Genomic DNA, 24,064 nt, shown 5'->3' with positions numbered 1-24,064 from the left:
GAATTGAAACCAGTTACCGAGTTATTGCTGAGGTGACGCGCGTTTGATCAAGAACGCGTCGACGGCTTTCTGAGTTTCGGGGCGAATGTTCTCGATCCCCTCATATGGCGGGCCATAAGCGGGTGGGGTGTCGGGGAACTTTTCCTTGCGGGCCATGTGACGCCCTAAAATCCGCGCGAATTCCTGCCCGCCCCAGGCGCCTACTTCGGTCGAAACTGAATATTCTTCACGTGTGTCGCGGTAGAGATCGAAGAACTTTGCCAGAATCGCGCTTTCACCTGGGCCAGGAAGTTTTAGTTTTAGCTGATCTTTTACGACCGCCTCAGGTTTGTTGACCGAATAGATAATGACGTGGTCGCGGCGCGCCTTGGTTTCATCAGCAAACAACAAAGCAGCAGACTGATCGACCCCGTCCACCAGCCGATCCCGAGGTATGTACTGATCGGCCCCTGCGAAACGCGATAGTGTCGTATAGAGGTCTGAAACATGGATTATGCTGTTCAGCAGACCGTCAGCTTCGATCATGCCGGGCCAGCGGATAAAGGCATCGACGCGGACACCGCCTTCGGTCGTGTCGCCTTTCCCTCCTGCATATATCAGCGGCGTGAACCCGGATTGCGGCGCGTATTTAGTGAAATGGCCGTTGTCGCCCATGACGACTACAACAGTGTTTTCGGACACGCCCAGGTCATCCATTCGCGTGAACAGTTCGCCCAGCCACTGGTCCAGCAACTGCATCTTATCAACGTAGAGGCCACCGTTCACACTTTCGGGGCCTGATCGTCCGGCGCGGGTATTGTCCAGCGGTATCATTGGCCAATACTGCAGAAAAAATGGCTCATCGCCTTCTGCGAGGCGTTCGAGTTCTTCCAGAGTCTTGTCTTGGAAGGCCTGATTCATTTCGTCGTATTTCTCCGCGTTCCACCGTTCGCCGGGCTGCATTCGGATCTCGCGGATCGGTCCGCCGGTTTCTCCCTCGATGACGGTCATCATCGCAGCTGCATCGGGACGGAACCAACCGTCCAGGGTGTACTTGTCATCAAAGTCCCGGATCGCGACCGAGACCTGTTCCTTAATCGCATCGTCATTGAAGATTGTAAGCTGGCCCTGTTGATGGATCGCATGTTGGGCGTAGTCGAACCCTTGGTTCATAGCCCAGCTTTCAGCGATATCGCCCATGTGCCATTTCCCGACATGGCTTGTGGCATATCCGGCTTGCTTGAGCACTTCGGCGAGCGTGACTTCACCATCAGGCAGCCCGAACCCGGCAATGTCGACGGTTGTGTCGCCCATACCCATTCGCACTGGCAAGCGTCCTGTCATTTGCGCCACGCGGGTTGGGGTGCATGATGGCTCGGTATACATCCGTACCATCCGTAGGGCCTGATCCGAAAAATCATTGATATTCGGCGTTTCATAACCACGAACTGCATTCAGTTCGGGGATTCCCATGTCACCAAATCCCATGTCGTCGATCAATACGCTGACGATATTCGGGGGTTTACCACCGTTCCGGTCTTGAAAGGCTGCCAATGCCGCATCGACCACAGAGTTGTCCTGCGCCCATTGATCGGCGTGTTGGGCGCGAAGAATATAATATTCAGCATCGTGTTGAATCGCTTCGTTTTGCGCAGAGGCGAATGAAGCGCTCAAACTTGCTGTCAGGACAAGAATGTAGGACAATCTCATTAGTTTCCCCTTGTTTTTAAATGAATCTCCGGGTGAGACAGGCAATCGCATATCACATTGAAACATCAGAATGTGACGCAGGCAAGAGAAATGCCTAAGACGGAACGGTCCTCAGGTACTGGGGATTTGAGATCGGGAAGGTGGCTGTTCGTTCAGAAATTGTGAACAACGACCACAAGGTCTCAGAATTATCTTCGGTCAAGCGCCAAAAAAAGGGTGATTTTAGTGTAAAATGCCCGGTTAATATTGGGTTAAAGTTGCGCGGGTAATTTGTATTCGTGGTTAAAGTAACGAGTAGAATATGTTTAAATCTATGATGAGAGAGCCGTTCCCGGCACACTGGAAAACTGCCATCGCCACGCGTCTGGGGAACGGCTCTTCTAAGCAGAACAAAGAACTGCTTGAACTGGCTCTGCCAGCCGCTGCGTGCGCATGCCTGCTGCTGTACTGGCTGAAAAGCGCCTCCGTCGAAAGCTATGTTTCGGTCCTGATGTAAATCGGGTGGCTACAACCTTGGTATTGCTTCAAGTCCTCGGTATCAGACCGCAACAGTGGTTAGAAATTCTGATGCATGTCGGCAGCGCTTTGAGTAAGCTGCAGAGCCCCTCATACGAGCCTTAAAATGCACCCTTAGGGCCGGACTGCGACGCTTTCTGGTGCCTGTCAAAATTGAAGTCTTCCGCAAAATGACAGGCTACGAAATGATCTGTATCCAGTTCTCGCCACGCCGGAGCTTCGGTTTTGCAGCGATCTTTTGCAAACGGGCATCGGGTGTGAAACCGGCACCCTGACGGCGCAGCCAGCGGGTTCGGTATTTCCCCCTTCAAACGGATAGGGTCATAATCTGCGTCGGGGTCCGCTGTGGGAATCGCGCTAAGCAGCGCGTGCGTGTAGGGATGTTTTGGCGCAAAAAACAGCTTTTCAGTCGGGGCATATTCCACGAATTTCCCGACATACAATACCGCCACGCGGTGCGACATCTGTGCGACGACACTCAGATCATGGGCAATAAACAGAAACGAGACACCCATCTCATCTTGTAAATCTTTTAGCAGATTCACGATTTCTGCCTGAATCGACACATCCAGGGCCGAGACGCTTTCGTCGCAAACTACAAACTTTGGCTTGGACACCAAAGCCCGCGCGATACAGATTCGTTGCCGTTGCCCGCCGGAAAAAGCATGAGGAAAACGGCGCAGGTGTTCGAGGTTCAGTTTGCATCGTGCGGCTATTTCACGAACGCGGGCGTCGATTTTGGCTCGGTCTTTGAACTTGCCTGACGCCACCAACGGTTCGGCAATGATATCGCGGACTGTCATGCGTGGATTTAAAGACGAGTAGGGGTCCTGAAACACGAGGCTCATTTCAGGTCGAAAGGCGCGCAGAAGGTCGCCAGCAAGGTTGTGGACGTTGATCCCTCCTTCTCGGAAGGCCATGTTCATTTTCGACCTTACCTTGCGCAGCTCTGCCTCGGATGCGTGGGCCAGATCGATGTCACCCTTGTTTTTGCGGTGAAATATCACCTCGCCATCCGTCGGATCAATCGCGCGCAAGATCGCGCGGCCGACGGTTGTTTTACCCGATCCGGACTCTCCGACCAGTCCGACAGTCTCGCCACGTTTGATATCGAAACTGACACCGTCCACTGCACGCAGCATCTGCACTTCCGTTCTGAACAGCTTGCGCGTTTTGATCGGGAAATGGACCGAAAGGTCTTTCACCTCGATCAGAGTATCGTGTTTCGGGGTCATGCGGCGTTCCGATCTTTGTCGCTGTGCAACCAGCAGCGTACTGCGCGGCCGGGAATGGTTGAGACCTCGGTCGGCGCTGTCACGTCGCAGGTCCCCGCGATCGCTTGGGCGCATCGGGTATGAAATGGACAGCCCGTTGGGCGCGCGGTCGGGCTGGGGATATCTCCTGGCACCGGTTTGAGGCGGTCGTGCAGGTGTTCGACGCTGGGGATCGCGTCCAACAAACCCTGAGTATAAGGATGCTGCGGATTTCTGATCACGTCCCGGGCGGGGCCGCGCTCGACGATAGTTCCCAGATACATCACGGCAACGTCGTCGGCGATCTGGGCGATCACGCCAAGGTCATGAGTGATGAAAATCATGCCCATGCCAAGATCGCGTTGCAGATCGCGCATCAGGTCCAACACCTGAGCCTGAATAGTCACGTCCAGCGCCGTAGTCGGTTCATCTGCGATTAACAGGGCAGGGCCGGCAGACAGGGTCAGTGCGATCATGGCGCGCTGTCGCATCCCGCCAGACAATTCGTGCGGGTACTGGTCAACCCGTGCAGAGGCATTCGATATGCCGACTTTGTTCAGCATCTCGATTGCATATTCCCGCGCGGCACGTTTTTTTAGCCCGCGATGCAGCATGATGGCTTCCATCATCTGATTGCCGATCGTGTAGACAGGCGAGAAACTGGCCATTGGTTCCTGAAAAATCATCCCGATCTCGCCGCCTCGAATGCGGCGCAGTTCCTTGCTGCCGGTTTTCAAGCGGCCAAGCGCGATCTCTTTCCCGGCCTTGTCTGTGTAAGTCATCCGGGTTTCACCGCTCAACGAGGCGTTGCCGGGCAAAAGCTGCATCAGGGCCTTGGTCGAAATCGACTTGCCCGATCCGGACTCCCCCACCAAGCCCAGCGTTCTGCCCGCCTCGACCCCAAAGGTGACGTCGTGCACTGGGGTGATGACACCTTCGCTGGTGCGAAACGAAATCGACAGGTTTTCTACAGTCAGCATTTTCGGCATTTCAGTGCGCCTCCGAGTACGGATCGGCGGCATCGCGCAGCCCGTCGCCAATCACGGTAAAGGCCAGTACGGCAACAACGACAAAGATCGCGGGGATGAACAGCCAGGGTGTCTGTTCGATTGCCCGCACCGATTGCGCTTGTTGCAACAGCACCCCCCACGAGACCGAGGGTGGACGCAGACCCAGCCCAACAAAGGAGAGCGCCGTTTCCGACAGGATCATGTAAGGAAAGCTGATCACCAGATCGACGATGATGAAACTGGTAAAGCTGGGCAGCATGTGTTGCGCGATAATCCGACGGGGCCGCGCACCTGCCAGCCGCGCGGCGATCACATAATCCTCGTTCCGGATCGACAACAGCTGCGACCGTATCCGCCGCGCCAGCGTGGGCCAGCCAAACAGGCCCAGGATTAGCGTCATGGCGAAATACACCTGCGTGGTCGACCATTCCTTGGGCATGGCGGCAGCCAACCCCATGTAAAGCGGGATGATGGGGACCACGCGGATCACCTCGGTCACGCGCTGGATGATGTTGTCGATCACGCCCGCGAAGTACCCCGCAATGCCGCCGATGATCAGCGCCAGAACAAAAGAGATCATCACACCTATCACCCCGATCGACAACGAGGTTCGGGTGGCATAGATCGTCCGGCTGAACACGTCGCGGCCCAGATCGTCCGTGCCCCAGAAATGGATTTTCTGGTCAACATCTGGGCTTAGCCCCACCAGATGCCGGTCCGTCGGAATAAAGCCCAACAGCTTGACTGGTTCACCTTTGACAAAGACATGCAGATAGTGCCGCACTTCGGGATCAGGGACCGAGATGGCACGCAGGGTGACCGGATCACGCTCGGTCTTGGTGCCGTTTACAAAGGGAAAAACGGAACAGCCCCGCGCATCGCAGAACCGCGGCACCTGCGGTGCGCCTTCGATATAGTTGGTATCCCGCGTCACTGGTCCGTAGGGGGCAACAAACTCGGCGAAAATCCCGGCCAGAAACATCAGACCCAGCACCGAGGCTGCCATCATGGCGGCGCGGTGACGGCGGAACCGCCACCAGATCAGGGTCCATTGCGAGGCCGAGTAATATCTGAGCCGCGCTTCCTCGGCGGTAGTATCTGTTTGATGTGTTGCATCGGTCATGGATCAGGCCCCCAGTTTGATGCGCGGGTCCAGCCACGCCAGCAACAGATCGGACACGAAGTTCATGAACACGATGGTGAAGGTCAGCATCAGCAAGATGGCCCCCGCCACGTTCATGTCCAGGTCCAGATAAGCACGCAGCAACAGCTCTCCCAGTTCGGTCAGGCCCAGCACCACGGCAACGATGGGCAATTCGGAAAAAATGCGGTTCACGTCGAACCCGATGGTCGAGACCACGGGGTTGATCGCCAGCCGAGCCGGGTATTTGATCAGCAGCCGTAACTCGGGCACGCCGCGCGCGCGGGCGGCTGTGACGGACAGCTTGTTAAGTTCGTCCGACATGGTGGCCCGCACGGTCTGTATCTGGATCGCCACCGCCGACCAGGCCAGTACGACCGCGGGCAGCCACAAATGCTTGATCAAATCCCAGACTTTGCCAACCGACCAGGGCGCATCGCGGTACTGGTCGGAAAACAACCCTCCGATATCGGTGCCGAACCAGCGGTTTGCGAAATACAGCATCACCAGGGCAAGCAGGAAGTTTGGCAGCGCCAGGCCCAGGTAGGAGAACACTGTCAAACCATAATCGACCGCTGACCCACGTCGCACCGCAGCAAAGATGCCGATGGGGATCGACACGATGTAGGTCAGCAGCAGGGTTGAGAACAGGATACCGGCCGTCAGCCAGACCTTGTCCCCAATCACTTTGGTCACCGAAGTTTCAAACGCAAAAGCCTGCCCGAAATCGCCACGCAGAACGATTCCTCCGATCCAGTCGAAGTATCGTAGCAGCATGGGCTTATCCAAACCCAGATCGCGGCGGATCGCCTCGATATCTGCCTCGGTGACGTTGACGCCGGTGCCCGAATATTTGCGGAACGCATAACGGTCAGCATAGTCGCCAGGCGGCAGTTCCATGATCAGAAAGACCATCACCGATACCAGCAGCATCGTGATGACCATCCCGACGAGACGTTCCAGAGTGAATCTCAGCACTTAAAAATCCCCTATCCGGCCCCACAAGAGGGGCCAAAACCGGAGCGCAGTCATCCCGCGCTCCGGTCCGGTTTTCAGACTGTGGTCTGTGTTACTGCTCCAGCCACCACTGCGAGGGGCGGTAAGGATAGGTCCAGTAGAAGTCGTAGGTTTTCGACTTGATCGGCTTCACGTTCTGCAGGTCGTTGCGATACAGGAACGGGGCGACGATGTCGCCGACAGTGCCGATTTTCAACATGTTGTCGGTGTGGATCTTGACGATCTCTTCGCCCAACTGGTTGCTTTCGTCGGTGCCCATTTCGACCTGAATGAACTTTTCGCTCAGATCCCATAGTTTCTGGATATCCGCCGGCGGCTCGATACCTTCGCTGCCATTGCTGGTTTTCCAGGCGGCCCAGCCGAAACCCGTACCGGGGTTGAAAAAATCGCCGAACGGCGGGACAAAAACCGTGACGTCCTGGCTGATGGTCGGGCCGGCATTGCCGTCATATTTCCAAACTGTCAGGTCCAGGTCGTTGTTGTTGCCCGAGGCGCGGTATTCGTCCGAGGTGACCTCTTTCAGGTCAACCCGCACACCCACGGCCGACCAGTAGTCGCGCACCAGTTCCTGCATCTTTACCGGCGCACCCTGCGAGGAATACACCAGACGCACGACCAGCGGCTTGCCGTCAGGGCGTTCCACGGTGCCGTCGCCATCTGCATCGGTCAGGCCCATTTCGGCCAGCAGAACTTTGGCGGCCTCGGGGTCATATCCGATGTCGCGGTTCAGCACATCGTCCGAGACGAAGGACACGGTTTTGGGCTCGGCAGGCACGCCCTGCATCGGGGTGCCCTGACCCAGATAGACGATCTCGTTGATCTCATCGCGGTTCATCGCCAGCGACATGGCGCGGTTGAAACGAACGTCCGAGAAGATGTCGCGCAGGACCGGATCCTGATGGGTGCGGTTGAACGAGTAGAACACGTTCTCGCCAAAGGTCGGGGCAAAGTTGATGGTGTACCCACCATTGGCCTCGTTTTCCTTCAGCAGCGGGAAATCTTCCAAGAAGACCGCCTGCTGTTTCCAGACCACATCCCCATTCATGATCTTGAGGTTCTGGACTTCTTTGTCGCCCACATATGTCTCAACGATTTCGTTGATATAGGGCAGCTGGTTGCCTGCGGTATCGACCTGGTGGAAATAGGGGTTGGCCACCAGTTTACGGCCCTCGGCGGTCTCTTCGACAACAATATAGCTTTCCAGCGTCGGCACCACGGCACGACCGATCTTGGCAGCCTTGTCAGCATCTTTCAGCAGGGGGCTGGGCACGTCTTTCCAGTCGGAACCGCCGTAATAGAAGTCAACGGCAGCAGCAGCGTTTTCAAAACCGTATTCCTGCGCCAGTGCTTCGGCGTTTTCGTTATGCTTGGCCATGAACTGGCCCAGGAAATGCTTGGGTTGGAACGGCTGGCCGTAATCCACGGCAAAGCGGTTCAGAATGCCAGGGGTCGGCACCGGGAAGGTGAATTTAACGGTGGTGTCGCCAACGGCCTCGACATTAGCCTGTTCACCTGCGAACAGCCACCGATCCGGTGTCTTCTCGTACACGTCGGGATTATAGATGATATCATTCATCCAGAACTCGACGTCCTTGGCAGTAAACGGCGCGCCGTCAGACCATTTGTGCCCGGCGCGCAACGTGATGGTCAGCTGGGTATAATCGTCATTCCACGACCACGCTTTTGCTATATTGGGAACCACGGTCTGCAGATCATCAGCATAGCGCACAAAATTCACATGGCGCACCGACAGCAGGTCCGAAGTGCCGGACTCGGTCGCTTTGGACAGGCCGGTGATGGCTCCACCATACTGACCTATTGAGTCGTAGGGCATAACGACCAAAGGCTCGACTGGCAGACGATCTGCCACTGGCCCAAGATCCGCGTTCCCCAAAATCCGGGCGTTCAAATCTGCGATCGCCGGGTTTTGTGCAAAACCCAGCTCGCACGAGGCGGCGGCCTGCAGCTCGACCAGTTCCAGCTGCTGCGGGAATACGGGTTCCAGACCCATCGGGTCGGCTACGGTTGCAACGGGGCAGTTGGCCAGAACCGGGGTTCCCAATGTGGCCAATGCGGTGAATGAAAGGAGAGAGGTGCGAAGCTTCATAGCCATCCCTGCGTTTGTGTGACGCCAGAGCGCTAGAGATGAAAGTTAACAAATTTATGATGGTTTGGTGGGTATAGTGAAAAGCTATGCCGGATCAGTTGACATGAGATCGTTACAAATGACGCTTTCCTTCGGCAATCTGGAAAAAGTTTGATACCGCAGATGTATGGCGCATAGCTGGCAGGCAGGCCAGAAAGTGGCGCGCCGTCAGGTTCTTGTCTGCAACCGGAACGAAAGCGACCCCAGATTCATTTTGGCATTCCTGCGCAAAAGCGACGCCAACGCCTACGCCTGTGGTTACGAGTGTTCGGATGGATCCCCATGATCCCAGGCCCAGAATCGTGGTCAGTTTAACCCGTGCAACCTGGGCAGCGGCATCAAAAATTTGCCGTGTCGAAGAACTGGGTTCACGTTGAATCAGCTTCAATGAGGCGACCTCGGCCCAAGAGACGGGTCCGTTGTCTGCCAACGCATGATCTTTGGGAACAACCAGCCCGATTCTGGTTTCAGATATTTCTTTGCCCGAAAGATCGGGTGGCAATTCCTTGGCAGTGATTAAACCCACGTCGAATTCACCGGTGTAGAGTAGGGGAAGCAGGTCATGCGAGGCCAAAGCGCGGGCTGTCACGTCGACCGCTGGGAAGGCACGGACAAACTCGGATATAAAGGGCATTGCTATCTGGTACGTGGAGTAGCCTATCTGGAAGGTTCCAGAGTGCAAATTCCGAGCTTCCGTCAATCGATCGTCAATGTCATTTCGCAAGGCGATCAGCGCTTTGATGTCACCTCGTATGCTGTTCAACAAAGGTGTTGTACTGATAACCGACCCTGACCTGTCTAGCAGTCGGCACTGATAGTGTTGCTCCAACGAATTGACGAGGTTTGACACCGTGGGCTGGGACACCCCAAGCTCTTTTGCCGCCAGGGTAAAGCTGCCCAGCCGCACGACGGATTCCAGTGCTTGTAACTGTTTGAGGCTGATCTTTGACTTCATTCGACAGTGTCGTCCTATACATCTGACAGGCGACCCAAAGTTGGATCACCAATTCTGACCATTCGTGGGTCAGCGGAAACAGCTGAGATCCAATCGCCGACTCTGGCATGTGAGTAGCATAGTGGAATTGAGTATTCCAAAAGCAACTCGGACAAAAGCTACTTACAACTCTCACTCGATTTGCAAGGCGCGAGTGCTACAGATTTTTGTAGACGTACAAAAAAATTCAATAAACACTATGTATTCATGAAACACTTGATACTGTAGTAATATGAATTCACTAACCAGAATAACGCGAGGTATCCGCGTTGCCCTTAAAGATGGCAGGGTGAAGGGCCTTCTTGCCTTTACAGCCGGTATGATCCTATGGGCGTCGGTGTTTTACCGCTATGTCGAAAGTTGGAGCTGGTTAGATTCTATCTATTTTTCTGTGGTGACAATTTCGACTGTGGGGTACGGCGACTTTTCTCCTGAAACCGCGACAGGGAAAATCTTTACTATGTTTTACATCATTGTGGGGCTCGGTATTTTCGTAACCGCAGCGACCACTGTCGCGGATACAATTCTTTCCCAGGATGACAAGAACGAGGACAACTAGGTTTTTGTCTCGTTGAGCCGATGTGATTTCATGCGCAGGCCATAATCTGACCGACTAGCCCCTCTGAATTCTGAATTTACGAGAGATTTCAAATTTCTGCAGAGCTGCTCGGAATTTTTAAAATTTATATATTAAGTTTTTTGAGTATAATGATCAAAAAACAAATGTCGGAGGGATGGTATGGAAAAGACTCAGGATGCGAGGATCGTCGATCTCGCAATTAGGTTACTATTTCTAGGGCTATTCCTTTATAGCGCTTTGGCGATGGTGGCCCCACTGGCAAGCGTGGTCATCTGGGCTACGATTCTATGCGTAGCGCTGTACCCAGCTTTCGATTGGTTGCAGTCCAAGTTGGGTGGGCGGAAGAAACTTGCCACGACAATACTGGTATTGTTGGGCCTCGTTCTGACTTTGGGGCCGGTCGCTACTGCTGTATCCGGCGCGGCGGAACTTGGGTCTGAATTTGCGGAACAAGCAGACAAAGGCGAGCTTAAAGTCCCACCGGCACCCGATGGTCTACGAGAGCTTCCGCTGGTTGGAAACAAGATTGCTGAAGTCTGGGGCTTGTTTGAACGAAACCTCGATAGTGCACTTGCAAAATACGGCGCGCAGATTCTTGATATTACCAAATCACTGTTCGGAAGGGTGTTAAGCATCGGGCTTGGGCTCTTGGCGCTGGCCCTGTCCGTTTTGATCATGGGGGCCTTGTTCAGCCCCGGTCCAAGCCTGGTGCAAGGCCTTCAGCGTTTTGCCAACCGTATCTTTGCGCCTCGCGGTGGCGAGTTCGTGACACTGGCCGGCGCGACAATCCGCAATGTGACAAAGGGTGTTATTGGCGTTGCTGCGATTCAGGCGGTCGTTGTTTGGGTATTGCTGGCGCTGTTCGGGATTGGCTCGGCCGCAACGCTGGCGTTCATTTGCCTGATCCTCTCGATTATCCAGATCGGCCCCGGCTTGGTTCTTCTTCCAGTGGTCATCTACGCCTGGAGCACCATGTCCGGTGGCACAGCGCTGATCTTCACCATACTGGCCGTTCCCGTGGCGATAATGGACAGCTTCCTGAGACCTGTATTCATCTCAAAGGGCCTCGAAACTCCCATGCTGGTTATCCTTATTGGTGTTCTCGGTGGCATGATGGCGTATGGCTTGATCGGTATTTTTATGGGCCCTGTTCTGTTCGCCGTCTTCTATGAACTGTTCAAGGTCTGGATCGATGCGCCCGAAAATGCCGAAAGCGCGGCTGAAGGAGCGGCGGAATGAGAAAGACGATTTGGACCACCTTGGCCGTCATTCTTGTTTTCCTTGTCTGGTACCTTGTCGCTGACCGAAAAACGCCGTTTACCGGTAATGCCAGAGTAAAGGCCATTGCGACCCAGATCGTTCCACAGGTCACCGGTACAGTGACCGAAGTTCTTGTTGAGAATGGACAGGTCGTCTCGGCAGGTGATGTTCTGGTTCGGATTGACCCCAGGCCCTATGAAATCCAACGCGACAAGGCAGAAGCTGATCTCGAAGCTGCTACGCAGGAGGTCGGTGCATCCTCGGCAGAGGTGAGGGCCGCGCAAGCTAAATTGGCACGGGCCCAGAGCGATCTTGATACAATGCGTCTTCAAACAGAGCGTGTGTTTGCGTTGGAAAAAAAAGGCTTGATCGCCGTTTCAAAAGCCGATGATGCCCGAGGACAACTGACAGAGTCAGAGGCCAATTATGAGAATGCCAGAGCGGATTTGGAAAAAGCAAAGCAGAGGTTGGGCGAAGACGGAATAGAAAACCCAAAAATTCAGCGCGCATTGGCAGCCTTGGCAGATGCCGAGCTAAACATCGAATGGACTGAGCTGCGTGCCCCGGCAACGGGTGTCATATCCAATCTATTGATCGCCCCTGGTACATATGCACGGTCCGGTCAGGATCTTTTGACGTTCCTAGATGCAACCGACGTTTGGATCGAGGCGTATTTTACTGAAAACAACTTAGGTCGGGCAGAGTTGGGTTCACCTGTTGATGTCGTATTGGATATGCACCCCGGTCAAATCATTCCAGGTGTCATTGAGAGCTTTAGCGCGGCTGTATCTTTGAGCGGTGGCGATGAGCCTGGCCAATTGGCAAGCCCGCCCAGTTCCAAAGGGTTTCTGCGTGAACCAGAACGATTCCCCGTTCGGATCGTGTTGCCGGGTTATGAGGCCGGAAGCGCCGAAGACGATCTGCGCTTTCAGCTCAACGGGCAGGCCGACGTGATTATGTATCTCAGCGACAATGGGTTCCTGAACCTCGTGGGTCGAACCTACATCCGCGTGGTTTCCATTCTGTCCTATGCGTACTGACGACCGCCAAGCCGTTCTTCGCCTTGCGCTGGGCGTAACCGGTGTTTTTTCGATGGGTTTACTTCTGGGGTGGCCGCTTGCTGTGGTGGGGGCGGTGTTTACAGCTCTGTTTTTGCAAGCCCCTGCTGCGTTGCCCTTGGCAGCCTTTGGCAAACTGTTCGTGTTCTCGATTGGGCTGATGTTCCTATCCTTTGTGCTGTCGTCAGTTTTTGCCCCATATCCTGTTGTGTTTCTGATCCTCGTGGCCATTGGAATCATTCTGTCGTTCACTTGGTCCGTTTCCGGTGCTGGGGTTTTGCCCGGTGTTATTGCCCTAATGGGAGCATTGATGATCCCAAACCTTGTGCTTCAGTCACAGGATCTGGCATTGGTCTTGGTGTTTTGGATTCCTCTGAACCTGCTGTTCGCCGGGTTTGCAGCAACGATGATGTTTGTGCTCATACCTGCTGAACCACCGACAGCTGCCCAGCAAAAAGCCGCGGTGGCTCAGGATTTCGATCCCCGTCGGCGCATTGTCCGCATGTCACTTGTCACCGTTCCATTCGCCTTGGTTTTCTTTGTGTGGGGTGCTTCAGCGCTGCTTGTCCTGTTCTTTGTTGCACTTCTCAGCCAACAACTTGCTGCAATGCCTGCTGCGGGCAAAGCCGTAGCCAAGGCGATGTTGACGGCCAACCTGCTGGGCGCGGCGGTGTCGATCGTTTGTTATGAAGCGAATGTCATCGCACCGGTCATTTTGACGCCCATATTGCTGTGCTTTTTCTTTTGCCTGACACTTGGGGCGCTTGGTAAAACCCAAACGCCTTTGGCCGCAGCTGCCGGATCTGCTATTACAACGACCCTGATTGTCTATGGCGGATCAATCGCACCTTTTTCGGACGAGGCAGATGTCAAAAGCATTGTCCGTGTTTTGCAAGTTGCCAGTGCGGCATTCTTTGTGATCGCCGCATATATCGTGGTGGATGAGTTCTGGCCCGAAAAGAAACGCCAAAATGCCCCGCAAATTCCAGGTGTCAAAAGCCACTGATGCGTTCGACAAGCCAATAGATTGACACCGCGCCGATCACGTAGCCGGTGGTTGGCGTCGCTATCATGTGGAGGCGCGAACTTGCCGCCGGAGCTAGCATTCGCCAGATAAACACCGCTAAGGATAGTGCCGCAATAAACGCCAGCTGGCCTCCTTCGACACCAAGATTAAACGCAAGCAGCGCCGCCGGAATATCCTGAGCGGGCAACCCAATTTCGGACAGAGCGCCAGCAAAGCCCAGCCCGTGTAACAGGCCAAAGCAGAAGCTGACGATCCATGGGTATTGTTCCGCCAATCTGATCTTCCCTTCTTTGCGTTTGAGTATTTCAAGGGCCAAAAAAACGATGGATAGCGCGATTATCGCTTCGACAGGCCCAGAAGGGACCCGCAGAACCCCCAGGGTTGCCATCGCAAGCGTCAGGGAATGAGCTACGGTGAAAGCCGTTATTGCCCCCACCAATCGCCACGGATCGCGCACGAGTATGAACAAGGCAAAGACAAACAAAAGGTGGTCGACGCCTTCCAGGATGTGTTGGAAACCTAACCAGAAATAGGTGCTCATGGTCGACCAGGTGGAGGGGCTTTCCGGGATTGTCAGTGCCGTTGTGTCGGGCGTGAACCGCATGGTTTTGGATGCACCGTTCAAAGGTTGTATGCGTAACAGAACATCATTTCGCTGTCGGCCTAACCCCTCGATAGAAACGACCTGACCCGCCAACGGGACATCGCATTCGGCAACCCAAGTGGATACCCAAGCGACATTGTCTGCGGTCAGACCGGTACTGCGCGCCGGAGAGCATTGTCCGGGTAAGACAGCATCAATTTCCATGGGCTGACCATTCACATCCGGAACGCGCCAGAGGATTTGCCATGTTTCCGGACCCAATTGGCGAAGGTCCAGAAACCCCGGGTCAAGCGCGTGTGCGTTTCCGCGCTGCGGTACAAAGCAAAGCCAGAGGGCGAACAGGATGTACAGGCACAGCTTCACTGACCAGCCTCGTGGTCAGGTGGCATTTCCACTTGGTATCCAGCGGCAAAGCTCTCGTATTGGGCTTGTGTCAGTTTTTCACCAGTTTCGCGGCGCCACTCCCTCAATACAGCATCACGTATTGCTTCCAGAGGCGGTACCTGGCCGGCCTCAGACGCGGTAACCCGGACAAAATGCAGCCCATACCCCGATTGTACCGGACCGGACCATACCATTGGCTCCAAATCTTGGATAACTGCAGAAAACCCGTGGCCAAAGGTGGCGTCTACCACATTCATTGCTGACAACGGCATCGTACTGAGCAAAAGAGAAGAGATGCCAAGGCTTGACCAATCCTCTTTGGCATTCAACGCAGACAGGGTCTGGGCGATCTGGCTCTGTTCAGGGGATTCACCCAAAAAAACCTGATCGAACGCGATCATGGAAGGGGTTTCGAAGCGGGTCGAATTATCCGCGAGATAAGATCGCAGTACGGCGTCTTCTGGCGTCACAGACGACGCTATGGCCCCGGTCAGGAAGTCCATCTTTTGCACAAGCCGCGCCCGGATCACCTGATCGCCACGATCCAATCCAAGCTTTCTTGCTTCGCGCACAAGTACCTCTTCCCGGACCAAAGCGCCTATCAACACCTGTAGTTCGGCGTCGTCGGGTGCCCGTTTTCGCCTTTGTTCAAATCGTGTGGCCAGTAGGGCGACGTCTTCCGCGCCAATCGTGATCGTTTCGACGTCCTCGGCTGTTCCCTCTTCCGGAGACACCCAATAAAACCAGCCAAAGATAGCTATTCCAATCAGAATGAAGTGGAATAGAGGCTCTCTCATTACCCGCATAGGCAACCTTACTTGAACTGTTGTCCGGCACCGGTTAGGCAACCCTTACTAATGGGCTTGGCAACCGCGCCGCTGCCCATTCCAAGCGTCAAAAATGCTTGTGGTGCAGAAATTTCTGCCCTTGATACAAGAAACTCAGCCAAACTTGGTCATTCGCTAGGTGTGTACCAGATTGGTGAAGAATACGCCCGCTCCTGATGGGTCAACTGGGCGTTTTCTGGCAGATCAGTTCCAAAGCGAACTTTATCATACAACACCCAGCGTGGCGTTGGAATTTCGATGGCGCGAACATAGTAGAACGACCGAACATCCGGGTCGAAGTCCGGATCAGTCCAGACAGTTACCAGTTCAGCTGATCCGATCGTGTTAGTCCAGCTTGCCGTGTCGATATCCACCGTGTTCCCAACGGCAGGTATCTTGCCGCTGTCATCTGCGGTCCGGTCATCCGACCATACGACATCATAGACTTTCTCGTGCAGCTCTCCTTCGGAACCCAGCCAACCCTTGATTACCTGGGCCCGGTCCAGATTGGCGCCGATTGGATCGCGCAGTGCTGCAATCAGGAAAGAGGGCGCCGTCTCGCCTTCGCGCGGTCTAAGGTCCGACCCCATCGGAACACCCTTGGTATAGCCGACATCAGCAAGGAAGCGGGTTTCGATATCGGAATCGTCGAACGCCCAACCGCCAAAGAACCGCAGGCCGATCCGAGGGCCGGTGGTGGCATAGGTCTCGCGCCGCTTGAATGCATCGAAGATCGCTGCGCGCGTGTTTTCAGTGGCCCAGACGGCTGTATATCCCGAGGCCACAAGAAGATCACCGGGAATTTCGCCCAAATCATTGGCTATAAAGGGATGCTTGATCCGTTCCGCTGACGGTTCGACACTGACGGATTTGCCGAAAAAATTGTCCTCTTCGGCGGTCGCTAGTGAAGTATGGCTGTCGGTCGCTCCACCCATTCCGAACTTATAGGGGTTCACGCCGAACTTCTCTTCCAGCATTAAGCCGCGCTTCAGCGCCTCTCTGGCGTATTCACCAGCCAGCATATCGTCTGTTTTTAGTTCGGTGATATCCAGATTTCCGACGTCCCAGTTCTCATAATCGGCGAACTCATCATCCGGGCTTAGGAACGGGTGCGCTTCACCGTCGCCCTTGATCTGAGTGACTTCATAGTGGGGCTCCCATTTTGCACGAGCCTTCACGTATTCCTCATCAACCTTGCCGCCGTGATAGGTGTCTTCGGTGGGGAACATCCAGCCATTGGACAAATTTCCGTTGTGGGCAAAGGCAACAGCGCGGCCGCCAGTTTTCGCCTGATACTCCTCTAACCACGAATAGAGCGCTTTTGGGTCGGTATTCCCATAAGGCGGCTGCGTCACTGGTGGCACCATTTGAAGCGCCCGAATTGGTCCGTCGCGCAGCATGACATTCCGATGTAGATTGAACCCCTTGGGTACCGAGGTCCATTCAAACCCAATAAAGGCTGTAAAGGTGCCGGGATCATTATGTCTTTCTGCCGCCAGAACGATGTTCTCCCAGGTAAATGCAAATGCGTCAGCGCCGGGGCTGTACGATTCTAGGAGGATTTCGGGCAGGGTCATCTGCGAGAAATTGGTGATGATGTCGAAGGCGGTTTTTCCGGCTTCTTCTCCTCCGGCTTTGTAACCTTCGTACCATTCCAGTCCTTTCGGATCGGAAATCACGCCGGGCTTTCCGGCCTGCAGGTCGGGCGCAAATCCCATCAGATCGGTATGATCGGTCAGAACCATCCAATCCAGTGGCCGTGCCAACCTTACGGGCTGACCTGTCGAGGAAATGACTTGTTCACCCTTTGCAAACCGCCAGGCCTCATCAGGCAGCAGTGTATTTCCAAAGGCACCTGCATCTAACGACAGGCCGGTATGCAAATGCGTATCCCCCCAAAGTGGCCGTTCAGGGAACGAGCGGTTGGCATATGGGGAAAACGGTCGTTCCGCAAAGGTCCCTTCGGCGGCCTCTTTCGTGGGTATGGCGTCGGCCCATGCACTCAGCGGAACACCTAACAAAGTCAGCAAACAAGCATAGCGCCCAAGCATATGAACCTCCCATTTCAAGATTATTGAACACGCAAGAAGTGTTGTGTTAATAAATATTCACGTTTTACTATATCATTTTGCAGATACCCTCTGTCAAAAACTTTCTCAATTGCATCCTGATGCAGCGATGAAAAACGCGAATTGCCACTTAGGGTCAGGACACGTTGTTGTTTCATAGCCAGAATATGACAGTGGCTGCGAGAGCGATGGCGGAAAGGAATACCTTTGGGCACCTGTCATAGCTGGTTGCCATACGCCGCCAATCCTTGAGCTTGCCGAACATAATCTCGATCCGATTGCGCCGTTTGTAGCGGCGTTTGTCATATTTTACGGTGGCCTTGCGTTGCTTCCGACCTGGGATACATGCGCGTATCCCTGTGTCTTTCAAGGCTTCTCTGAACCAATCAGCGTCGTAACCTCGATCTCCGAGCAGCCAGTCGACATTGGGCAGACTGCTCAAAAGGGCCTTTGTCCCGATGTAATCACTCACCTGTCCGGCGGTAACAAAGAGGTTCAAAGGTCGCCCTTTGCTGTCACAGATGGCGTGCAACTTGGTATTCATACCGCCTTTGGTTCCGCCAATCAGGCGACCGCGTCCCCCTTTTTGACGCCCAAACTGGACGCTGTTCGGTGGCCCTTCAGATAGGTGGCGCCCGCTGCCCGGCAGGGCATCACGAAGTGATGTCCCGAGAGGGGATCATGATCGTCTTCTCTTCGCCATGCTCAGCGGCCAGACCGACCATCATCTGGGCAAATACGCCTTTGTCACTCCATCGTTTCCATCGGTTATAAAGGGTCTTGTGTGGCCCGTACTTCTTGGGCGCATCCCGCCACCGTAGACCATTGCGATTGATGAAGATAATCCCACTCAACACACGCCGGTCATCGACACGAGGCTTGCCGTGGGACTTTGGGAAATAGGGCTCCAGGCGCGCCATCTGCGCATCGCTCAGCCAGAAAGGGTCAGACATGTCACCTCTCGTTTTTCGAACGGTGAATCATGCCGAAAAGCGGAAATCAATGGGTCCTGACCCTAGCACCTCTGCATATGAGATTTGCCACTCGAGGTAGCGCCTCGAGCCCATGGAAAGCGGAAAGCAGCTCGGCATCTTGTCCTCCGGCAGAACTCGGCAATCCGAGTTCTGGGGCTGTATCTTCAAGTTCTCGACTTGAGACGTCCTGCGCGCTGAAAACCGTCCCCGACAGGGCAATCGCAGTGGCAAGTGCAAGCAATCTGATCGCTTGGCTCCATTTCCTAAACTGCTTCAGCTACAGGGTGTTTCTCCACATTTGGTCTTCGGCGCTGCGGGCTTTCGAGCTGTTATGTGTTGGACTTTAAGAAACATACGCAAACAAGTTTTGTCGAGCCTGCCGCTATACATTTACCAGCAACGCATCGGAAAGCTCATATTCCGAAAGGGCTCCCGGCGCACCAATTGCCACAAGCCTCGTTTCGGGCTTTCGGTGACCCCATGCGCCATCCCTTGCGATGTCCATACGTTTTCCAACGACCTGAACAAGAATGCGATGATCCGGATCCTCCTCACTGAAGACAAATCCCTTGAGGCGATAGACATCACCGGGAAGCTTTCGAATTGCACTCCGAAGAGAAGACAAGCTTATTGGGCTTTCAGCTTTCATCATAGTTGTTGAGAAGCTGTCCGAGTGATCAGAGTGGTGACAACCACAACCCGGTCCATGCTCGTGATGATCGGGTACTTCTGTTTCTAGCTGTTCGGCGGCAAAGCGGCCAACAGAAAGAAGAATATCCAGTGGGACATCCGCGTTGACCGCTTCGACAAGACGATACCGACGGAAGCGAGACCCAAGCCAATCGTGCACCCTTTGAACAGCCGCCCTGTCGACGAGGTCGACCTTGTTCAAAATAACCATGTCCGAGAACGCGATTTGACGGAGTTTCAGTTCCATTTGTTCTGGCGCAGAAAAGAGCTGTTCCGCATCGACCAGACACATGAGGCTGTCCAAGCGGATCATGTCCCGAAACTTTTGATCGGTGAATGTCATTGCAATTGATGACGGGTCCGACACTCCGCTTGCTTCAAGGACGATGTATTCCGGTTTCTCAGGCCGGGCTAGAACGGCCTCTACCGTTTCGATCAGGTCATCTCGGATCGAGCAGCAAACGCAGCCATTTGCCAAACTCATCACATCATCTTTGAGACCGACGACCAAGTCGGCGTCAACGTTTATTGATCCAAAGTCATTCACCAAAACCGCAACCCGCAACCCGTGATTGCCGGTGAGGATGCGGTTCAAAAGTGTTGTCTTACCGGCCCCGAGAAAGCCGGTAAGGATCGTTACAGGGATCGCATAAGTCGAGCCGAATTCAATCATGATTGGATCTCCTCTCAGTCTTCATCGCGCGAGCCGATTACGTCCGAAACTTTAATGGTAAAGTTCTGCGGCCAGTCTCCACCGGGCGCGCGGAATACGTCATTTGGGTAGTACTCGCGAGGATCGATCTCCATATCTCGGTATTTCTGATCTTGCTGATCTGCGCGAGTGAGCCTCGGATTGGGTAGTGTGATTTCATCCGGCAGCTCAATACGTCCCGCCTCGGCAGCCGCAGCCAGTTCGCGAAATGGCGGGACGGTTCCGGATTTACCGGGCAACGCAGCTTTCCGGTACCAAATCGCATCCTTGGTCACGTTCACAACAGCCACATCGAGACCCCATTGGAACAGACCGTCATAGTGGGCGCGAATACCCGCTAGCATCTCGGCGTCGATATCTTCATCCTGTGTGTAGTGGGTCACCATTCCCAGACGTGGACGTGTGTCTGCAAAGAGCTTACCCACAGCGTAATGAGAGGTATGGTGCGTATCGATTGTGTAGTTGAACAGGTCCTGCGGGATGCCGTATTTGTACGTCATCAACTGACCAATATCCTGTCCCGACATTTCGGTTACAAAGACATCAACGCCTTCGCCGTATTTCCGTGAAAGCTCGTCTGGTCGACCGTCGCCTGTCCATACAAAGCTCAGGCCGTTCCAATCGAGCCGATACCCAACTGCACCGTCCTTGGCGTGGCTGCGCGGCCAGGACCGAACAGTCACACCGTCTTGGTCATAAACGATGCCGCCTTCCTGGCGGAAATCGAACTCGTTGACCTCAATCTCATAGCCGTCACCAATCGGGAACACGTCGAATGCTTCAAGATGCCATTTGAGCATCTGCTGCATGCCTTTAACCATCCCGGCTGTGCCCAACTCGGGTGTCCGACCTGAGGGACCATGAATTCGAAGCGGAGTATACCCGCCTGACCAAGCCCGGAACGGGTAAATGTAAGGGATATCGGCATAGTGGTCGACATGTAGGTGAGAGATGAAGATGTCGTTGATCAACTGCCCCGGTACTTGCATCGCAATAATGTTGCGAACACAACCGGATCCAAAGTCGAAGAAAAAGCGTTTTCCATTGCCCAACTCTACCATGATACAAGTACCCGCCTGATCTTCGCGCGGCGGATACGGCGTCGAGCCACAGAATGAGATGCGCATCTCATCTGGGCCGAGTTCTTCGCTAAGCGGAAAGTAGTTCGCGTTTGAGCCAGTCATGTACTTCGTCGGGCGGAAATACTCTGGCAAAGATATGCCGCCTGCGGGTCGACCACCGTATGGGTTCTTGAGTGTTTCTCCCAGTGGGCCGTCTCCTTCGTGAGCGTCGGCACTTCTTGCCGCAAACCCAGCCGCACCCGTCGCAGCTGCTCCAGTTGCTAAACCCTTGAGAACACTCCGTCGCGAGGGGTCTTCAATTTGGTCTGTCATTTGAACCGGTTTGTTCTTCAGGTCTTTCCCATTGTCTTCCTTGGTCATGGATAGGTCCTCTGTTAGGAGTGTTATGAAGGTTGCGCTTCACCATCCGGCGAAGCTCGTTTACGAGTTCGGATTTGATGTGGGCCCATTCCGCGCGCTCCGAGGCTGCGATCGATGTGTCATCCAACAGCGCAGCAACTTTCTTTAGGTCTTCGATTGCCTCGCTAAGCAACGCATCCTTTTCGATACGCCCTGAAAGCGCATCGGAAAGCTCTGGAAGCTCGTCACTCAGTTCCCAAGTCACTGGAAAATCCCCGGTTCCCACTATCTATTCTCACATCAAGATGCGTGCGGTTGACGGCATGCGCCAAGTGAGTCACCGTGAGTTGGGGGTGAGTTTGCTTTGAACCAAGCTAATGAATTGTCGATAGATCAAGATGTTGCGCCGCCATCGCCGGAGCTTGTCCGACAAGCACTTCAGAGCGTTGTTTCCAGCGTCGCGTTCCAAGCTTCGCCTCGACTTCAGCAGTTTCTTACTTACGTGGTAGAAGAAACTCTTGCTGGTCGTGGTGCTCAGATTCGTGGCAAAGCAATCGCGGTCGAAGTCTACGGTCGGAGTATTGATGGCACAGGTGGTCGAAACCTTGTCCGTGTCGAAGCCAGACGGCTGCGGCGACTGCTGCATGAGTTTTACGAAGATCAATGGGACGGTGAGGGAGTTCGAATTTTTGTTGATTCCGGCGGATATAAGCCGCGGTTTTCGCAAGCAAGAAAGACAGGAAGCGACGACTCAACCGCTCAGGACAGCGATCCGATTGGCGGGAATCGACGTCTGGTACAACTGCTGCCAATTGGGCTGGGTTGCGTAGTGTTGATTGCGGTGACAGGCTTGTGGTTCACGCGGGATAACAGCGCGGTTTTGCCCACAACTCAATCCATCGAACAGGCTGAGCGAACTGCTCTTGGCGAGCAGTCTTTGACAAGGCTTCAAGCGGCTAATCTTGCGGATCAGGCCCGAGGCATGTTTTTTCCTGTTTTTGACGTCAAACGCCAGCAAATAGCACTGGGAATGTTTCAACATGCCGCGGAGCTCGACCCCGCACTCTCGGACGGTTATGCCGGATCGGCACAGGTCCTGGCGACTTTGGCCATGCTGTCCCCTGATAATGCACAAAGAGATGACCTCTTTAGCCAAGCTTCCGAAATGTCGGAAAGAGCGCTTGATCTATCTCCCACTGATGCGTGGGCAAACGGTGCAAATGGTTGGGTATTGGCCACCCAAAACAATCCAGTCGAGGCTATGAAATACGCAAGACTGTCGGTCGAGCTTGCGCCGAATGATGGTCATATTCTGGATCTTGTTGGCATCACCGCCATCTTGGCGGGCGCCCCAGAACTTGCGGCTGAGGTTAGCGATCCAGAAAGATCAAGGTCAGGATCGGGCCGCTTTGGCGCACGAAACATTCGGGGTGTATCGCAACTGATGCTTGGGAACTACGAAAAAGTTGTCGAAGCTTTTAAAGGAGCACCCGCTGCTGGTGCACCTGTAAGTGCTCCTTCTCTCCTCTTCCAAGCCGTTGCGCACGACCAGTTGGGGCATTCGGAAGAAGCACAAAGACTAGTTATGGAAATGCGAAAGACATGGCCGGAGTTTCCATCTGAGTTTCTTGCCGGCAGGATATTCCACAATGATGATGCAACGCGGCAAGCGATCCTGGATACTCTGAATGGATACTGATGAAACTCGTCGCATGATTGTCGACGCAAAGTCTGTTTTCCGCGCATCGCAGTCATTCGGACATAGCGCAGCATCGATTAAAGTGGGCTCAGAACGGACTTTCTCTACGGTTTCGCGCAAGCAATCAACTCAAGATGTCCAGATGTGCAACTCAGGGCTCTAAACTTGAATGGCTGATTAGGGTCAGGATTCATAACCAGTATATGACGGTTTCCGCGAGTGTGATGGCTGATAGGAAGACCTTTGGGCAACGGTCGTAGCGTGTCGCCACGCGCATCCAATCCTTGAGCCTGCCGAACATGATCTCAATCCGGTTACGCCGTTTGTATCGGCGTTTGTCGTATTTGACCGGCGTCTTGCGTTGCTTTCGACCGGGGATGCAAGCGCGTATTCCCTTGTCTTTCAACGCGTCTCGGAACCAGTTGGCATCATAGCCGCGATCCCCGAGCAGCCAGTCCACATTTGGTATGCTGCTGGGCAGTGCCCGAGCACCGAAGTAATCACTAACCTGGCCAGCGGCGACAAAGAGGTTCAATGGCCGCCCTTTGCTGTCACATATGGCGTGCAATTTTGTATTCATGCCGCCTTTGGTTCTGCCAATCAGGCGGCCACGCCCCCCTTTTTGACGCCCAAACTGGACGCTGTACGATGGGCCTTTAGATATGTGGCGTCGATCATAGCCGTTTTCTTTTCACCGTGCTCAGCAGCCAGACCGGCCATCATCCGCGCAAAGATGTCTTTCTCGCTCCAACGCTTCCACCGGCTGTAGAGCGTTTTGTGAGGTCCGTATTCCTTTGGGGCGTCCCGCCAGCGCAACCCATTGCGATTGATGAAGATAACCCTGCTCAACACCCGTTTATCATCGACCCGTGGCTTGCCATGCGACTTCGGGAAGAAAGGGGAAAGCTTGGCCATCTGCTCATCTGTAAGCCAATAAAGGTCGCTCATTTCAACGCCCCGTTTTCGGAGCTGTGAATCACGCAGCGCAGCGAA

Annotated in this window: 20 protein-coding genes and 1 pseudogene; 6 read left to right on the top strand and 15 right to left on the bottom strand. The window is 54.4% G+C overall.

All coding sequences use genetic code 11. The annotated features are described in order from the left end of the window. Positions 1–21: 21 nt before the first annotated feature. Positions 22–1,689: a sulfatase-like hydrolase/transferase gene (locus ACR3EG_RS15840; protein WP_480497195.1), complete on the bottom strand. Its 1,668-nt coding sequence runs from the start codon at positions 1,687–1,689 to the stop codon at positions 22–24. A 316-nt stretch (positions 1,690–2,005) separates the two neighbouring features. On the opposite strand from ACR3EG_RS15840, the gene ACR3EG_RS15835 reads away from it, so the two are divergent. Further along, positions 2,006–2,185, top strand: a complete 180-nt coding sequence (locus tag ACR3EG_RS15835) for a hypothetical protein (protein ID WP_480497193.1) — start codon at positions 2,006–2,008, stop codon at positions 2,183–2,185. 121 nt (positions 2,186–2,306) lie between these two features. Here the strand turns inward: ACR3EG_RS15835 and ACR3EG_RS15830 are convergent, their stop codons facing one another. The 6 genes from ACR3EG_RS15830 to ACR3EG_RS15805 all read right to left on the bottom strand — a co-directional run bounded on the left by ACR3EG_RS15830 (position 2,307) and on the right by ACR3EG_RS15805 (position 9,727). Next, a complete protein-coding gene (locus ACR3EG_RS15830) occupies positions 2,307–3,440 on the bottom strand; it encodes an ABC transporter ATP-binding protein (protein ID WP_480497191.1) in 1,134 nt (377 codons plus the stop codon). Continuing rightward, entirely contained in the window at positions 3,437–4,447 is a 1,011-nt protein-coding gene (locus ACR3EG_RS15825; RefSeq protein ID WP_234900795.1) for an ABC transporter ATP-binding protein, read from the bottom strand. The genes ACR3EG_RS15830 and ACR3EG_RS15825 overlap by 4 nt, the downstream gene beginning before the upstream one ends. Before the next feature lies 1 nt (position 4,448). Then, positions 4,449–5,591 (bottom strand): ABC transporter permease, encoded by a 1,143-nt coding sequence (locus ACR3EG_RS15820; protein ID WP_480497189.1) that lies wholly within the window; start codon positions 5,589–5,591, stop codon positions 4,449–4,451. Between the two features lie 3 nt (positions 5,592–5,594). After that, positions 5,595–6,587 carry an ABC transporter permease gene (locus tag ACR3EG_RS15815; RefSeq protein WP_480497187.1) on the bottom strand — a complete coding sequence of 331 codons (993 nt, stop codon included), beginning with the start codon at positions 6,585–6,587 and terminating at the stop codon, positions 5,595–5,597. A 91-nt stretch (positions 6,588–6,678) separates the two neighbouring features. Continuing rightward, on the bottom strand, positions 6,679–8,739 hold the full coding sequence (locus ACR3EG_RS15810) for an ABC transporter substrate-binding protein (RefSeq protein WP_480947366.1): 2,061 nt from the start codon (positions 8,737–8,739) through the stop codon (positions 6,679–6,681). 106 nt (positions 8,740–8,845) lie between these two features. After that, positions 8,846–9,727 carry a LysR substrate-binding domain-containing protein gene (locus tag ACR3EG_RS15805; protein WP_480497183.1) on the bottom strand — a complete coding sequence of 294 codons (882 nt, stop codon included), beginning with the start codon at positions 9,725–9,727 and terminating at the stop codon, positions 8,846–8,848. Positions 9,728–9,998: 271 nt separating this feature from the next. Between ACR3EG_RS15805 and ACR3EG_RS15800 the strand changes: the two genes are divergently transcribed. From ACR3EG_RS15800 to ACR3EG_RS15785, 4 genes are all read left to right on the top strand, one after another. Next, positions 9,999–10,325, top strand: coding sequence for a potassium channel family protein (locus tag ACR3EG_RS15800; RefSeq protein WP_480497181.1), 327 nt, complete (start codon positions 9,999–10,001; stop codon positions 10,323–10,325). Positions 10,326–10,505: 180 nt separating this feature from the next. Further along, positions 10,506–11,585 carry an AI-2E family transporter gene (locus tag ACR3EG_RS15795; protein WP_480497179.1) on the top strand — a complete coding sequence of 360 codons (1,080 nt, stop codon included), beginning with the start codon at positions 10,506–10,508 and terminating at the stop codon, positions 11,583–11,585. Further along, positions 11,582–12,646, top strand: coding sequence for an HlyD family secretion protein (locus ACR3EG_RS15790; RefSeq protein WP_480497177.1), 1,065 nt, complete (start codon positions 11,582–11,584; stop codon positions 12,644–12,646). Before ACR3EG_RS15795 ends, ACR3EG_RS15790 begins: the two co-directional genes overlap by 4 nt. After that, on the top strand, positions 12,636–13,670 hold the full coding sequence (locus ACR3EG_RS15785; RefSeq protein WP_480497175.1) for a DUF2955 domain-containing protein: 1,035 nt from the start codon (positions 12,636–12,638) through the stop codon (positions 13,668–13,670). The genes ACR3EG_RS15790 and ACR3EG_RS15785 overlap by 11 nt, the downstream gene beginning before the upstream one ends. Here the strand turns inward: ACR3EG_RS15785 and ACR3EG_RS15780 are convergent. From ACR3EG_RS15780 to ACR3EG_RS15750, 7 genes and pseudogenes are all read right to left on the bottom strand, one after another. Beyond that, positions 13,657–14,232, bottom strand: a complete 576-nt coding sequence (locus ACR3EG_RS15780; RefSeq protein ID WP_480497173.1) for a HupE/UreJ family protein — start codon at positions 14,230–14,232, stop codon at positions 13,657–13,659. The genes ACR3EG_RS15785 and ACR3EG_RS15780 overlap by 14 nt on opposite strands. A 422-nt stretch (positions 14,233–14,654) precedes the next feature. Next, on the bottom strand, positions 14,655–15,476 hold the full coding sequence (locus ACR3EG_RS15775) for a peptidyl-prolyl cis-trans isomerase (RefSeq protein ID WP_480497171.1): 822 nt from the start codon (positions 15,474–15,476) through the stop codon (positions 14,655–14,657). A 158-nt stretch (positions 15,477–15,634) separates the two neighbouring features. Further along, a complete protein-coding gene (locus ACR3EG_RS15770; protein WP_480497169.1) occupies positions 15,635–17,557 on the bottom strand; it encodes a DUF3604 domain-containing protein in 1,923 nt (640 codons plus the stop codon). Between the two features lie 172 nt (positions 17,558–17,729). Further along, positions 17,730–18,528 (bottom strand): annotated as a pseudogene (locus ACR3EG_RS15765) (IS5 family transposase). Positions 18,529–18,931: 403 nt separating this feature from the next. After that, entirely contained in the window at positions 18,932–19,912 is a 981-nt protein-coding gene (locus ACR3EG_RS15760; RefSeq protein WP_480497167.1) for a CobW family GTP-binding protein, read from the bottom strand. 14 nt (positions 19,913–19,926) lie between these two features. Continuing rightward, entirely contained in the window at positions 19,927–21,135 is a 1,209-nt protein-coding gene (gntH, locus tag ACR3EG_RS15755) for a guanitoxin biosynthesis MBL fold metallo-hydrolase GntH (RefSeq protein ID WP_480501843.1), read from the bottom strand. Positions 21,136–21,328: 193 nt separating this feature from the next. Then, entirely contained in the window at positions 21,329–21,637 is a 309-nt protein-coding gene (locus ACR3EG_RS15750; protein WP_480497163.1) for a hypothetical protein, read from the bottom strand. 99 nt (positions 21,638–21,736) lie between these two features. Between ACR3EG_RS15750 and ACR3EG_RS15745 the strand changes: the two genes are divergently transcribed. Beyond that, the gene (locus ACR3EG_RS15745) at positions 21,737–23,071 is read left to right on the top strand and encodes a tetratricopeptide repeat protein (protein ID WP_480497162.1); all 1,335 of its coding nucleotides are present in this window, start codon (positions 21,737–21,739) and stop codon (positions 23,069–23,071) included. A 190-nt stretch (positions 23,072–23,261) separates the two neighbouring features. Here ACR3EG_RS15745 and ACR3EG_RS15740 read toward each other — a convergent pair. Beyond that, a protein-coding gene (locus tag ACR3EG_RS15740; protein WP_480947360.1) for an IS5 family transposase occupies positions 23,262–24,019 on the bottom strand; the annotation gives its coding sequence in 2 pieces (ribosomal slippage) (positions 23,262–23,698 and positions 23,698–24,019; 759 coding nt in all). Between the last annotated feature and the right edge of the window lie 45 nt (positions 24,020–24,064).

The sequence above is a fragment of the Ruegeria sp. AM7 genome, from assembly GCF_056535965.1.
This window is presented reverse-complemented; position numbering and strand designations above follow the sequence as displayed.